The organism is Microcoleus anatoxicus (assembly GCF_042465725.1).
Classification (GTDB): domain Bacteria; phylum Cyanobacteriota; class Cyanobacteriia; order Cyanobacteriales; family Microcoleaceae; genus Microcoleus; species Microcoleus anatoxicus.
Genome location: NZ_CP120853.1, coordinates 5808432 through 5822702 on the forward strand (window position 1 = coordinate 5808432; position 14271 = coordinate 5822702).

The following is a 14271-nucleotide window of genomic DNA, read 5'->3' on the forward strand; positions in this document are numbered from 1 at the left end:
TGGTATGAGTGCGTCCAGGACTGTGTTTGATGAAAATTTGGGCGATCGAGTAGCAAAAACAAATGCGGGCAAAAGCAGATAAACCCCACTTGTGGAAGCCAGATATAGCCCAGTTTGTTTAAGTCCTACTAGACATTGACAAAATAGTTGGCGCTGAGGTTGAGGTTGGTGGAACCTTGAACGATCGCAATTAGTTCGGGACGACTTTCATTCAGGAAGATGGCTGTACCCGCAGCTAAACCAGTTGGTGACGCTCCCAGACTATATCTTGACTTGGGGCCGGACAGTTCGATCGTATCTTCTAAAGCATTGAAATCGGTAATTACCGCAAAATCGCTAAGACCCGAGCTGCTAATATTATTATCGCTGTAGAAAGCTCCCTGAGTAGCGCCTAGCACAAAGCGATCGCGCCCAGCGCCGCCAGTCAAGCGATCGATTTCGCCCAAACCTTTGCCTGCTGCTGCATCTGCGCCCGTCAGCACGTCGTCGCCATTATCTCCAAAAAGGCGATCGTTGCCAGTCCCACCAAAGACTGAATCATTACCGCGTCCACCGTAAAGGGTATCGTTGCTGCTATCCCCAAAGAGAGCATCGTTACCGTCGCCACCTGTAATATAGTCATTTCCTGCACCACCACGAATGTTGTCATTAGCTGTGCCACCTGCCAAGTTATCGTTGCTGGCATTACCGATAGGTTTAGGGCGACAACACCTTTATTATTTTTGGTACGGTCGATCGCACCTTGTCCCCAAATATTAAAGCTGACTCCTGAAGCACCACATCTAATTTCAAGATTTAGGAATTATTTTGAGTTTAGCTGTAAACTTTACACCAAATTCCATTCCCAGTTCAAGCTCAGCTTCCCAATTTAAATTTCGCTTTTCACAGGCTTGTGAAAACTCTTCATAAACTTTGTCAACAAGTTGGCTCAAGTCTTCTATTACTTGTTCCCCATCTAACATAAAAGGAGCTAAAATAACTTCTTCCTCTACAGACTCTTTTGATTCTACTTGTTGTTCACTTGTTTTAACAAAAACTACTTTTGGTTGCAAAGATACTACCTTAAGCTTTTTTTCTGGTTCAGAAGTTGTAGACATTGGGCAATCCTAAAATTTAAGAGTATACAAAAGGACGTTCAATCTCCAGTAGCTTTTCCAGGTAATCAATCTTCAGGGAAAGCAACTGGAGTACATCTGCTCCTAATATACCAACAATCTGATACCTACTAAACACACCCGGTAAACTACCCACTAAAATATTTACATCAACCAAGTTTATTGAACCTATTTCTAGGTTGACTGTGACTGTCGAATATTGAGAGTTACCAGTTACACCAATTCCTTGCACAGATTCTTGCTTTACTTCTAGTAAATCGAGATTTTCCTTCACCTTCGGGATGATTACTGTTCGCTGCGCTCCCGTATCCAGAAGTAAGTTAAAATCACGCTTTCTTTCCTCACCCTTGATGGTGACAGGTATTACCCATAACTTAAGTTTGTCGAAAGTTGCATCTCCGACAAACTTCTTCTTCACTAAAATTACAGTCATTTCTTATCTTCGTAGTATCTAAAGTCTGAGCTCACCTTATTGAGCCTCGTCATCAATACTACCAGTGTAAAAGATGTACAGATCTTTTTTAATGTACTTAGTTTTGTCTAGCATTAAATCTATGTCAGTTGCCTGGTATAGAACTTTTCCACTAGCCGGAAAACCATACATATCTCTTTTAGTAATTTCTACTGTTACCCATTGCTTAGGGTACTTTTCTGTAATTTCTGGTATTCGTATCTCTTGGGGTTTTTCAACTGTTTTAAGCATTTTAAAGAAGAATATGCTAACGTTGACTATAAATAAAATATTTGTTTATATAGCAATCCTAAATGATTCAGATAAATTTGTAGGGGTGGTGCCCCCGTGCCTACCCCTTATCTATCGGGCAACCTACAATAATTATGCAATAATTATGCAAATGATTTAGGATTGTTATATGCATATTTTACGGCTTATCTAAATTCTATTCTTGCAATTAATTGAGTGTCAAGTCATAAAAGTCAGGAGTTTGAAAAATAAAATTGTCATAAAAGTCACATTTTGGTAAGATGGAGGGTAAAACCTGACGCTGCCATAAGCTATGGACTTTGAGGAAGCTTTAAAAATCATTGACGATTTAGTTTTTGCCAAAAAAGGAGAACTTCTTAGTGACCTGCAAAAGGCAATACTTCAGGCATCTTGGGAAAACTATACATACAAAGAGATGGCTGAAAAATTGCCATACAACGAGGGTCATATAAAAAATGAAGCTTCACTATTGTGGAAGCTACTTTCAAATAGTTTAGGGGACCAGATTAGCAAAAAAAACTTACGGGTGGCACTGAAGAAGCGATCGCAGGCACACCAAGTTATACACTCTCTAAATCGAGAGCAGTGTGAACAACTAGCCGTCACCCCATACCAAGATTGGGGAAATACCCCCACGATCTCATATTGCTACGGACGCACTCAGGAATTAGCTACATTAAAGACATGGATTTTGCAGGATAAATGTCCCTTAATTTTGCTGCTAGGTCAAGGAGGTATAGGTAAAACCACTTTATCGATCGAATTAGCAAAAAAAATTCACAATGATTTTGACTATATAATCTGGCGAAGTCTTCGGGCATCGCCACCAGTCGAAAAAATTCTAGCAGATGCAATCAAATTCTTTTCTAATCAGCAAGAAACTACACTACCAGATGCTTTAGAGGATAAAATAAGCAGACTGATTCATTATTTAGAATCTTCACGCTGTTTGATCGTACTGGATAATGCAGAGTCAATTCTTCAAAGTCGTAATCATATAGGTCAATATCGGGAAGCCTATCAAGGCTATGGTGATTTGCTAAAACGAATAGCTCAATCATCTCATCAAAGCTGTTTGCTAATTACCAGTCGAGAGAAACCAGAAGGAATTGACCGGATTGCCAGACAAACTCAAACTATACGCTCGTTGGATTTAGATGGTTTAAACGTAGAAGATGGCCAAAAAATATTTACAGAAAAGTATGGAAGTTTTTTCGGTTCGGACGATGAATGGAAATTAGTGATTGAAAACTATGCAGGTACTCCTTTTGCCTTAGAAGTAGTGGCAGTAGAAATACAAGATTCATTAGGAGGAAATTTATCTCGATTTGTAAAAGAATACTTGGGTAAAGCAAAATTTACTCAAATCAACAATTTATTAGAAAGTCAGTTTGGTCGTCTATCTTCCTCGGAAAAGCAAATCATGTACTGGTTAGCTATTAACTATGAACCAATGTCAGACTTAGAACTAAAAGAGGATATTATTTCATGGGAAGCTAAACAAGAATTGCTCGAATCTTTAGCATCTTTGAAAAGGCGATCGCTCATCAAAAATACTCAATTTGGATATACACAGATAGCCGCCTTAAGAGAATACATTATCAATAGATTAATAAATGAAGTTTGCCAAGAAATTAAGATAGGGCAAATAGAACTTTTGAACAGCTATTCTATTAGCAAAGCAACAACCAAAGATTATATCAGAGAGACTCAAGTTCGTAGCATCCTCCAACCATTACTAGAAAGATTGATTCAGGAACTTGGCGGGAAAAGAAATGTCGAAAATAAGCTGAAACAAATTCTCTCAAATTTCCAACAACAATCGCCTCAAGCCCCAGGGTATTTAGGAGGCAATATTCTCAACCTATTGTGCCAGCTAAACACCGATTTAAGAAACTATGATTTTTCCCGTTTAACTATTTGCCAAGCCTATCTTCATGGAGTGAATTTACATCAAGTTAATTTTGCCTATTCTAACTTATGTAAATCCGTTTTTTCTGAACCTTTGGGTAGTGTTCTTTCAGTAGCATTTAGTTCTGATGGCAAATTGTGGGCGACAGGCGATGCGGATAAAAATATTTATATTTGGCGAGTAGCGGATGGTCAAATTATCACTACTTGTGTCGGTCATACTAATTGGGTAAGATCCGTTGTCTTTCATCCCCAAAAACCAATTTTAGTCAGTAGTAGTAACGATAGCACTATTAGGTTATGGAATAGTAATACTGGTGAATGCCTTGCCACTTTAGAGGAACACACCGATCAAGTTTGGTCAGTTGCTTTTAGTCCTGATGGTCAAATTTTGGCTAGTTCTAGTGATGATTGCACCGTAAGATTGTGGAATATAAATGATGTTGATTCTCCTCAATGTCTACATATTTTAAAAGAACATCGTTACTGGGTACGCGCAGTTGCTTTCAATGCTCAAGGAACAATCATAGCCAGTGCTAGTGTAGATCAAACTGTGAAATTATGGGATGTTCAAACAGGTGAATGTAGTACCACATGGCGGCAAGGTAATCATCCCGTTCGATCGATCGCTTTTAGTCCAGATGGCGAAACTTTAGCGACTGGTAGCGATGATAAGCTTGTGAGATTGTTGGATATTCATACTGGCGAATGCCTCAAGATTTTTCGGGGACATAATGGACGAGTATGGTCAGTTGTTTTTAGTCCTGACGGTCACACTTTGGCTAGTGGAAGTGCCGATCAAACAGTCAAGTTATGGAACATCGAAACTGGTGAATTATTAACTTTACCAGAACGCGATCGCCGAGTGAGAGTTATAGCTTTTAGTCCTGATGGTCAAACTCTAATTAGTGGTAGTGACGATCAAAGTGTCAGATTGTGGGATGTCCGTAAAGGTGAATCTTTAAAGACTATCTATGGCTATACTCAACGAGTTTGGTCAGTGGCTTTTTCTCCTGATGGGGAAACAATTGTTAGTGGGAGTGACGATCGCACAGTTAAACTGTGGGATATTGAGACAGGTAACTATAAAATATTAGGCAAACATACAAAGCGGGTACAGTCAGTTTCCTTCCATCCTCAAGGGATAAAGATCGCGAGTGGTGGTAACGATGGTTGGGTAAAATTGTGGGATAGTGCTACAAGTGAATGCGTAAATTTCCCGCAAAAACATCGGGATTGGATTTGGTTAGTTGCTTTTAATATAGAAGGAACAAAACTGATTAGTGCTGGCGACGATCGCAGTATTAAATTATGGGATGTTAAGACAGGTCAATGCTTGAAAAGCTTAAACAATTATTCAGATTGGATTTGGTCAGTTGCTCTGAGTCCTGATAGTGAGAATATAGCGATCGGCAGTGACGCTAAATTTTTACATTTACAGAATATTGAAACAGAAAAAATAACAAACTTAGGAGAACATCAAAAGCTGATACGTTCACTTGCTTGGAGTCCTGATGGTAAAATTATCGCCAGTGGCAGTGATGACCTCACAATCAAACTCTGGGATGTTAGCACAGGTAAATGTCTACATAGTTTAGCAGAACATACCGATCAAATTAGATCGGTTGCCTTTAGTCCTAATAGCCAAATTCTAGCTAGTGGCGGTGATGATTGTACAATCAAACTCTGGGATGTGCAAAGTGGTCGTTGTATCCAAACGTTTACAGGACATACAAATCGAGTTCGATCGGTTGCTTTTAGTCCAGACGGATTAATGCTGGCAAGTGGGAGTGAAGATGAGACAATTAAATTGTGGAATATTGAAACAAGTGTTTGCCTGAAAACGCTGAAAGCCAAACGCCTCTATGAAGGAATGAATATTACAGGTGCGACGGGGATCGCTGATACTCAAAAAGTAATGCTCAAGGTATTAGGTGCGGTGGAAGATTAGGAATAAGTTTAGGTTAATAGGCCAACCAATACCTACTCTATTTTAATCCTTAAACCTACGTTGCTCCGATTTAACGGGCGATCGGAACTTTTGACACGCTATATGTAGCGCGATCGCGTCCAGGACTGTAAATCCCCCGAGGTCGGCTGCCGATCGCCGGTGACGGATGTTTTCAAGCTGACAGCACTGGGTACACTTGTATTTAACCGAATTTTCTGTCGATCGCCCCTCACCCCGCCCAGAATTGCCTCAAATCAGTTAAAGTAAAATAAGCGCAAGTACCCTCACATTCCAGCGATAATGGCATCCTCTTCCTCTGTAGCAGTTCGCGAACTCCCCCTATTTCCCTTGCCGGAAGTGGTTCTATTTCCCGGTAGGCAGCTCCCGCTGCAAATTTTCGAGTTTCGCTATCGAATCATGATGAATACGATTCTGGAGAGCGATCGCCGTTTCGGTGTACTCATGTGGGACCCCAACCAAAATAAAGTCTCCGCTGTCGGCTGCTGCGCCGAAGTCATTCACTGTCAGCGACTCCCCGACGATCGCCTGAAAATTATGACCCTCGGACAGCAGCGCTTCCGAGTCCTCGACGCAGTGCGGGAAAAACCCTATTTAGTCGGTCTGGTAGAATGGATCGAAGACGAACCGCCCCAAAAAGACCTCAGAACCTTAAGTCAAGATGTCGAACAACTGCTTCGCGATGTAGTTCGACTTTCTAGCAAATTGATGGATCAGCCGATCGACCTACCAGAAGACATTCCCAGCTTACCCACAGAATTGTCCTATTGGGTCGCCAGCTACCTTTACGGCGCAGCCACAGAACAGCAAATCCTTTTAGAATTGCAAGATACTGCTGCTAGATTGGAACGCGAAACCGAAATTTTAACTTCTACTCGCAATCATTTAGCAGCTAGGACTGTACTGAAAGATACACTCAAATAGTCCATCTACTTAAGTATCTGTACGGTCTAGGTAGTCCAAAATTAGTATCTAAAAGGATTTCTTCATTCTTCCTGAAGCCACCCTCGCCCTTCGACCCTTCGACCCTTCGACTACCCTGGCCCAACCGCTGAGTGTCAGGGTCGAAACACCTTCTTCCATCTTCCTTGGGCCCTATTAAACTTGTCGCACACAAAACTGTATAGCACCGCTGAAAATTGCCCCCTTTAAGTTGGCTCCTTCCAAATTTGCACCGCACAAAAAAGCCCCACTAAGATTAGCGCCCTCCAAGTCAGCTTCTCTCAAATCGGCACGATGAAGATTCGCTTCATATAACAGAGATCCTCTCAAGTTAGCCTTTTGCAAATTTGCTCCCCTTAACTTCACCTCAGTTAAATTCGCGGAACTCAAATCAGCCCGCTCTAAGCAAGAATCTATTAAGTTTGCTTCCATGAGATTGGCCCCTTGCAAGGATGCACCAGTCAAGTTGACACCGATCATTTTCGTGTCGCTCAAGTTGGCTTTTTGCAGGTTTGCCTCCACCAAATCAGCCCCTGTTAATCTCGCAAATGTTAGATCTGCTCCGCTGAGGTTTGCCCAATTTAATTGAGTCATCAGTAGGCAACCATTCTTGAGGTTGGCTCCTATTAAGTTGGCCCAACTTAAGTCTGCTAAAGATAAATTAATCTCTTTCAAATTAGCACACGCCAAATTAATATGACTTAGGAAAGCTTCGGCCAAAGCAGCCTCTTTTAAGTTTATTTCATGAAAATTTCTTTCCCCGGCAGCATATCGCTTCAGAAGTTCATCTGCATTCATTTTGCTAGCCTCTTAACTTTAATACTTGAAAAAATTGTACTACTTACAGTATACTACAGTACACTGTAACACCCAAATATTTTTAAAGTTTCAGTGTAGGTCTTTAGCTCTTCCAATGCCGATCGCACCACTGCGTGACAGGCATTAGCTTCAACATCCATAAAGAAAATATATTCTCCGAGCGATCGCTTAGTCGGTCTAGATTCAATCCGACTCAGATTAATCCCCCGACTGGCAAATACTTGTAATGGCTTTACCAGCGCTCCCGGCATATTGGCAGGCACGCTAAAAGCTAGGGACGTATGGGTACAATTAGACGGTGAAGCATCCAGGATCAACTTAGCAGCGGATTTGGTGATGGATTTAGTTGATGGTTGACTCTTGCCTATTTCTACATTGTCCAGTTCTTCAACTCCCTTACCAAGTATCCAAAATCGAGTGTAATTGTCGGGATAATCATTAATCGGATGAGCTAACACTGGCAAATTATAAAGTTGAGCCGCTCTGGGCGCAGAAATCACCGCCACACTTGTATCCTCCAGGTAATCCAAGTATTCCGTGGTTGAATTCGCCGGAATTAACTGAGCCGATGGGATAAACTTCCCCAGCCACAACTGACACTGAGCTAGGGCTTGCGGGTGAGAGTAAACTTTTTGAATCTGATTAAAACTTTCAGCTTTTGATACTAGGGCGTGGGAAATTGGCAAAATTAAGGCGTGTTGAATCCGGAGGCGATCGAGTCGCCACAGCGTGTCTAAGGTGACAGTAACACTTCCTTCGATGGAATTTTCCACGGGCACAACTGATAAATCAACCAGCCCTGTGGCCGATGCCTCTAGAGCCTGGGATATGGTTGCATAAGGATACAGGGTGCATTCCCAGTTAGTTTCTTGGCTCAACCACTGAACATAAGCCAGAGCGGCTGTTTCTGCATTGGTTCCGACTGGGCCCAGATGTGCGATCGAAATTTTCATAGTAGGGAATTTTACCTAATTGTGGCTACATAGCAGACAGGGACAAATCTGTGTTTCTCCCAGATAGCAGCAAGTAAAATCCGAAAATTAGCGCAGTATCTGGGAAACTTTTCTCCGTTATTTCTCGGATGACATTACTCGTTGCGTGACTTATGTCACTGGAAAAGGGTTATAGTTTATTAAGATATGGTTACGACTCCTCTAATTTGATATCGTCTCATGTATATCCGGTTTAATGCTTGCCAATCAGTTGAGATCGCCGTACCAGAGGAACGGGTTCCCATTCAACATTATCTGCGTCAGCCCAAGCGACTTGTAAATGCTCTAGTCGATCGCAGTCGCACTGAGCAGCTAAGTGATGAATGTTTTCGGCTCAAAATGCGGCCGTTACAATTTATGATGCTGAGCATTCAACCCACGGTAGACATGAGGGTGTGGGCGCTCTCCGACGGCACAATCAATTTGGAGTCCGTCGCCTGTGACATTCTAGGCGTCGATTATATCAACGATCGCTTTGCTCTCAATCTCAAAGGACTGTTGTCACCGCATCAAAGTGGCGGGGTAACATATCTGAACGGAAAAGCGGATTTGGAAGTGCGAGTAGAGCTACCACCACCTTTGTGGCTGACTCCCAAACCAATTTTGGAAGCAACCGGCAACGGTTTGCTCAAGAGCGTACTGCTTAGTGTCAAACAACGATTGATGTACCAGTTACTTTTGGATTACCGCAGGTGGGCTGGTAACGAAACTCAGGCCCTGTTAACCGATAGCCCCACAATCTTATCTTTAGAAGGTTAATAAACAAGTCTAAACATCATTCTGCGTCGATAGACATCTCCCATAATTCCTTTGGAACAGGCTCTTTGGCCTGTTCCAGACCAGCTTTTTGCCAGATGTCTAATCAAGATCGATTTGAGTCAAGGCACCATCTTCATCGTCCTCAATGATTCCGTGACGGAAAGGAGAATCTGTTTGCTTCTGTGTGGAAGTTTTGTCCTTTTTGTCAGAGCGCGATGACTGCGGTGGCAAATTCGTGGCACCTACCCGAATCCGGATAGAGGGTCCAGAATGACCCAAACGAATCGTCATCCCGTCTACCACCAAAGCTTGAGCGATGGATTGGTCATTGATGTAAGTGCCATTAGCGCCAAAATTAATAATTTCCCAGCCAAAGGGATGCTTCCACAACTCGACGTGGTGGCGAGAAACAACCGCGCTGTAAATAATTACATCATTGTCGTTCGATCGACCGATCCGAACCACTGATTCGGATTCAAAAGACCAACTTTGAACTGGGACTGATTGGATAGGATGAAGTAGGGTTAAGGTAATCACTGATCTTACAGAAATTTAGGCATAATTAGTATTCACTTCCTAGGCTTTTAGCAAAGTATTGGGCTTTGAGTCCCACTCTGGGAATCACCTCCGAATCATGTATACAGCAGCTCGATATTTCCATCGGCCATCGTACACTGACTTCATATTATTGAGCAGTATAATCGCGAGTATTCTCCCCCTCCGTTAAATCATCCTCTTCCCTAGAAATGGTAATTTCTGTTTGGGGAATTGGAATTGTGACGATTTGCGCCGCTTCTAAAGGATTAGAAATTGCCTTAGCATCCCTCGGACTGATGCTAATTTTTTCGACCTGGACCGAGGGCTGATTGGGGACAAAGTTGATTTGAATTTTTGGCCCCGATCGAGCCAAGTGAACGATCAGACCGTCCACAATGGGAATGCTCGCGATCGGTTGACCATCGAGGTAAGTGCCATTGGTGCCTAAATTAATCAATTCCCAGTTTTTTCCAGAACGCCGCAATTCTATGTGGCGACGAGAAACCACCGCACTGAAAAGAACTACGTGGCTTTCTGTCGATCGCCCAATGCAGACGACCTCTTCGTCTTCAAAGGTCCAACTGCGGACGGGTATAGACTGGAGTGGATGTAGCAAGGTCAGCTTAATCACATTGGCAGCAGTGAGTTTTGGTAGATGGGTTCTTGATGCGATTTTAGATTTTAGACTTTCTTTCGCCCAATCCAAACTCTATCTAAGAAACTTGAAATAAAAACGTAACCAGGTCTCCTTTACCCAAAGAGATGCGATCTCCCGGTCGCAACCGGTGTCGATTTCCCTTCGGGAGGGGAGTATTGTTGACATAAGTACCGTTGGAACTACCCACATCCTCTAGATAACAAGCATCTCCCTCAACCCGGAGATTAGCGTGTACCCTAGAGACGATCTCAGAATTAGCAAATCCAGCAACATCAATATCCGGCGGTACCAAGTCATTGGGCTTGCCTATATGAATTACAGAAAGATTGTGAGGCAATTCCATCAGCGTATTTGTCTGGACGTGTATCAGCCTCGCTGACTGCTGTTGCAGTTGAGTTTTCGCTACACCCGGTGTCGTCGGTTGGCCAGCAACCGCAGGAGTAGTATTAACCGAGGTTGCCACAGGTTGCGTTGTCACAGCAACCGAGGGCAATGGTGGCGCATCGGGAACAGCAGGCGGAATGCTAAGGGGAGTTTTTTCCAAGTTAGGTCCTGGATTTGCCGTCACCACAGTTTCCGGTACTATCAGCGGCTCCGGCGACACTAAATCTGGCATCAATGGCGATACCACTGTCGGGCCCACAGACGATGGCACTAAAGTTGCCTCTGTTTCTGGAACCGAGGAACCTGGACGTAAATTAAAGCCACACTGACCACAAAAAGCTGCATCTGTCTGAACCGCAGCACCGCAGTTCGAGCAACTGGCGGTAACGGGTAAAGGCGTGTAGCAAGCCTCACACTGGTTAGCTCCGTCGGGGTTTTGGTGATTGCAATTGGGACAGACAATCATCGATTTCTCCTTGCTATCGGCCAGATTTTCAAATCAGCCTCATAAAAATAGTTTAGTGTACGGTCAAATTTTAACTTTAACCGCCACCATTCTCCTATTGCTTTGCCAATGCTAGCAACTGGCCTTGGGCGGTTCTGGGAGTGATGACGGGCTTTTTTAAAAGTTAATCAACTAATCCACGGCTTGATGGCTGTGGCTTTCTGTTACCCTCAATAGCACCAGTGTCGATCGATGATTATAATCTTAATGAAGTTTTATAATACTATATCTACACACTCCCACAGCTATCACCTCAGACCTAACCGAGGGATTGTAACTCTTCCCCCGCCGCCGCATCTAGCAACCACAAGAGTTCGCCACTGGGTTGAATCAGTCTCGATGGATAAGTCAAGTCATCGGCTACGGGGGCAAAAATTTGAGCTAGGGCTGGTTTTTTGCTGCCACCTGCAACAATGAAGATGACACAACGAGCATGGTTAATTAAGGGAACTGTAAACGTGATGCGGGGTTGACCGTCCTTGTTACCCACCGTCACTAGGGCATCGCGCACTTGTAAAGCTGCTGTGTGGGGAAATAGAGAGGCTGTGTGGGCGTCGTCTCCGATCCCTAATAAAATTATGTCGATCGCCGGAAACTCCCCCTCCGATACCTGGAAGAAGTCTTGCAATTGAGTTTGGTAGGCCAGGGCATCGGCAGCCGGGTCCCCACTACCTGTCGGCATCGGGTGAATGTTACTGGGGGGGATGTTTACTTTGTCCAGCCATGCCAGACGTGCCATTTTTTGATTGCTATCCTGGTGATCTGAAGGTACGTAGCGTTCATCCCCCCAGAAAACGTGAATTTTATCCCACGGCAAGTCTTGAGCGCTCAGCAATTTGTAAAGTGGTTCTGGTGTGCTGCCGCCGGCCGCGGCGAGCGTACATATTCCTCGTTCTGCTATGGCTGCTTGGATTTGGGAGCACACAACCGAGAGCGATCGAGCTATTAATTCTTCCCGATTGGCTAATACTTCTACTACTTTTGTCATCTTTTTAATCTCAAATTGTCTTAAGTAGTCGGCAATTGCCAACTTGGCTGTCACTTTTTTTCCTTGTCTGTCGATCGCCAAACCCCCTTCAGCAGGATTGACACCGTGCCAACTCAAATTTTATCATCCTCATGAGCCGTTGATTTTAATGGGCAATCAATTATTTTCTCAACCTGCTTTAGATAAATTCATATTTTGTAGATATTTGAAGCTATTTTTCCTCAAAAGTGCGCCCGTGCGAAGCTATTCCCTACGGGAATCCTCGCAGTCTTTGACAGCCAACAGCATAAACAGGATATAATATAATTACCAAAACTTGTTTTAAGTCTGTGCTAAATACCAAAGCAAAACTATGTCAAGTTTTAAACGATTCCCTACATCTGTCCGCTATCTCATAGCGCGGTTACGCCACTGGATGCAGCCTATGGTTTGGGCACCGCTAGCAGTTCTCTGTGCCGGGAGTTTGTTTATCTGGGAGGTATCGGTAAATCCAGAACGCTTGAGCATAGATGGCGAAGATGTAGCAACTTCCAATAATCCCACTCCCATCGCGGGGCTATCTGCTGAAGATAGTGCAATTGCTGCTGAAATCGATAGCGTACCCCTGCTAGTCAATCAATTCAATCGCTCTAATCCAGAACTCGGTTTTTTAAATTCACCCCTAGTCAAAACCCAAGGTTTATTCGATGAAATTAGCGCTAGGCGAGCCGAAAAATTTCCGCCCTCTCTAGTTTCCAAGCAGCCAGCAATCAACACATCTTTATCCCTCCCCAATATCGCAAATCCTGTGGCTTCCGCCACCCAAAATAACCAGACAAACTCAAGCTTGGCCACTGCAAACGCCACATCAGCTTTGAGTCCTTCTCTCGACGGCGGGCAGACTGCCGCGACTTCCAACCTTGGCCTGGGAGACTCCTTGGAGACAGCAAATTTATCCCAGGCGAACGGTAGTGCTAGTTCAAGCAAAAAAAAACCAAATTCTCTTCCTTTAAGTCCCTTACAAGCAGCTATGAAAAAATACATCGCTGCCGACACTTTAGTAGTGGCGAATTCTACTGAAAAAACTGCCAAGGAAAGTAAATTGCCCGATCGACTAAACGGCACTTTGTCTCCTACAAATCCCGACAATTTGCTCCCAACCACCACTACAGCTCAAGCAAAACCAAATTCTGTGAATTTTCCCACTCCACTGACGCAGGTTCCGGCTTCCACAAATATTATTAACGACTCTCAGCCAGTTTCCAACCCATCCACCACATTACCTGAATCCTGGGGCCGATTAAATTCCACAGTACCAGTTATGCCCGAAATTACCATACAGCCTGTAAATGTGGCCACACCAAAAAATCCCTACCAAACTAATTTATCCGGTTCCGATTTCATACCTAAAACTCAACCTGCTGTAATTCCCGTCGCCACACCTTCCCCCATACAGCTACTTCCCAATGTCGAAAAATCTGCTGTTCCTAATGCGATGGTCGAAAGCAAAATCCTTAACCCTCAATTATCTCCTAATTCAGCCAATTCTCAATTTAAATCAGTTCAGCCGAGTCAGTCAAACTCGCCCACCCAGTCTAATTTTGGAGTTGTTCCTCAAAACACAAATCAGGGCCTGCCACCAATTCCACCACAGCCTTCTCCTCCACAGCGACAGATTCCAGGACGCTATCTTGGTGGAGGCGAAATCAATACTTTTTCTAACCCATAATTTTTTTATTTGATTGAATATAAAAAAAATCGCCCTTTTTTTTAGGGTTAAACGCTTGACTCTTGCCCTTTAATAAGGTACAATCTAATAATGGGAATAGCGACAAAAATAATTATTTTTGTCGCTATTCCCATTATCTAATAATATCATGCCAAATCAACGAAAGTCAATAGGTAATCCTTCTTTTTTATTGCCGAGGACTTAGGGAAGATGGGGAGAGCGGGAAGTCAGATAAAATCCTCTCTTCATCGTCCATTAAA

The 14271-nt window shown here is 43.4% G+C and carries 14 protein-coding genes; 4 read left to right on the forward strand and 10 right to left on the reverse strand.

Annotation, left to right across the window (positions count from 1 at the left end):
- Positions 1 to 128: 128 nt before the first annotated feature.
- From P2A85_RS25245 to P2A85_RS25260, 4 genes are all read right to left on the reverse strand, one after another.
- Positions 129 to 692, reverse strand: coding sequence for a calcium-binding protein (locus P2A85_RS25245; RefSeq protein ID WP_377481709.1), 564 nt, complete (start codon positions 690 to 692; stop codon positions 129 to 131).
- A 96-nt stretch (positions 693 to 788) separates the two neighbouring features.
- Positions 789 to 1097, reverse strand: a complete 309-nt coding sequence (locus P2A85_RS25250; protein ID WP_377476089.1) for a hypothetical protein — start codon at positions 1095 to 1097, stop codon at positions 789 to 791.
- Between the two features lie 16 nt (positions 1098 to 1113).
- Entirely contained in the window at positions 1114 to 1548 is a 435-nt protein-coding gene (locus tag P2A85_RS25255; protein ID WP_377476090.1) for a retropepsin-like aspartic protease, read from the reverse strand.
- 36 nt (positions 1549 to 1584) lie between these two features.
- Positions 1585 to 1818 (reverse strand): hypothetical protein, encoded by a 234-nt coding sequence (locus P2A85_RS25260; protein WP_377476091.1) that lies wholly within the window; start codon positions 1816 to 1818, stop codon positions 1585 to 1587.
- A gap of 313 nt (positions 1819 to 2131) precedes the next feature.
- Between P2A85_RS25260 and P2A85_RS25265 the strand changes: the two genes are divergently transcribed.
- Positions 2132 to 5701 carry an NB-ARC domain-containing protein gene (locus tag P2A85_RS25265; protein WP_377476092.1) on the forward strand — a complete coding sequence of 1190 codons (3570 nt, stop codon included), beginning with the start codon at positions 2132 to 2134 and terminating at the stop codon, positions 5699 to 5701.
- A 300-nt stretch (positions 5702 to 6001) separates the two neighbouring features.
- Positions 6002 to 6643, forward strand: coding sequence for an LON peptidase substrate-binding domain-containing protein (locus P2A85_RS25270; RefSeq protein ID WP_377476094.1), 642 nt, complete (start codon positions 6002 to 6004; stop codon positions 6641 to 6643).
- A 174-nt stretch (positions 6644 to 6817) separates the two neighbouring features.
- Here P2A85_RS25270 and P2A85_RS25275 read toward each other — a convergent pair whose 3' ends face one another.
- Positions 6818 to 7459, reverse strand: a complete 642-nt coding sequence (locus tag P2A85_RS25275; RefSeq protein WP_377476095.1) for a pentapeptide repeat-containing protein — start codon at positions 7457 to 7459, stop codon at positions 6818 to 6820.
- Positions 7460 to 7512: 53 nt separating this feature from the next.
- Positions 7513 to 8433: a prephenate dehydratase gene (gene pheA, locus P2A85_RS25280; RefSeq protein WP_377476097.1), complete on the reverse strand. Its 921-nt coding sequence runs from the start codon at positions 8431 to 8433 to the stop codon at positions 7513 to 7515.
- A 219-nt stretch (positions 8434 to 8652) separates the two neighbouring features.
- On the opposite strand from pheA, the gene P2A85_RS25285 reads away from it, so the two are divergent.
- On the forward strand, positions 8653 to 9231 hold the full coding sequence (locus P2A85_RS25285) for a DUF1997 domain-containing protein (RefSeq protein WP_340517282.1): 579 nt from the start codon (positions 8653 to 8655) through the stop codon (positions 9229 to 9231).
- 99 nt (positions 9232 to 9330) lie between these two features.
- Here the strand turns inward: P2A85_RS25285 and P2A85_RS25290 are convergent, their stop codons facing one another.
- From P2A85_RS25290 to pgl, 4 genes are all read right to left on the reverse strand, one after another.
- Complete coding sequence (locus tag P2A85_RS25290; protein WP_377476098.1) at positions 9331 to 9768, reverse strand: FHA domain-containing protein; 438 nt, start codon at positions 9766 to 9768, stop codon at positions 9331 to 9333.
- Positions 9769 to 9916: 148 nt separating this feature from the next.
- Positions 9917 to 10399, reverse strand: a complete 483-nt coding sequence (locus P2A85_RS25295) for an FHA domain-containing protein (RefSeq protein ID WP_340517279.1) — start codon at positions 10397 to 10399, stop codon at positions 9917 to 9919.
- Positions 10400 to 10481: 82 nt separating this feature from the next.
- Positions 10482 to 11276 carry an FHA domain-containing protein gene (locus P2A85_RS25300; protein ID WP_377476099.1) on the reverse strand — a complete coding sequence of 265 codons (795 nt, stop codon included), beginning with the start codon at positions 11274 to 11276 and terminating at the stop codon, positions 10482 to 10484.
- Positions 11277 to 11574: 298 nt separating this feature from the next.
- Positions 11575 to 12303: a 6-phosphogluconolactonase gene (gene pgl, locus P2A85_RS25305; protein WP_377481712.1), complete on the reverse strand. Its 729-nt coding sequence runs from the start codon at positions 12301 to 12303 to the stop codon at positions 11575 to 11577.
- Positions 12304 to 12655: 352 nt separating this feature from the next.
- On the opposite strand from pgl, the gene P2A85_RS25310 reads away from it, so the two are divergent.
- Entirely contained in the window at positions 12656 to 14011 is a 1356-nt protein-coding gene (locus P2A85_RS25310; protein WP_377476100.1) for a hypothetical protein, read from the forward strand.
- The last annotated feature ends 260 nt before the right edge of the window (positions 14012 to 14271 follow it).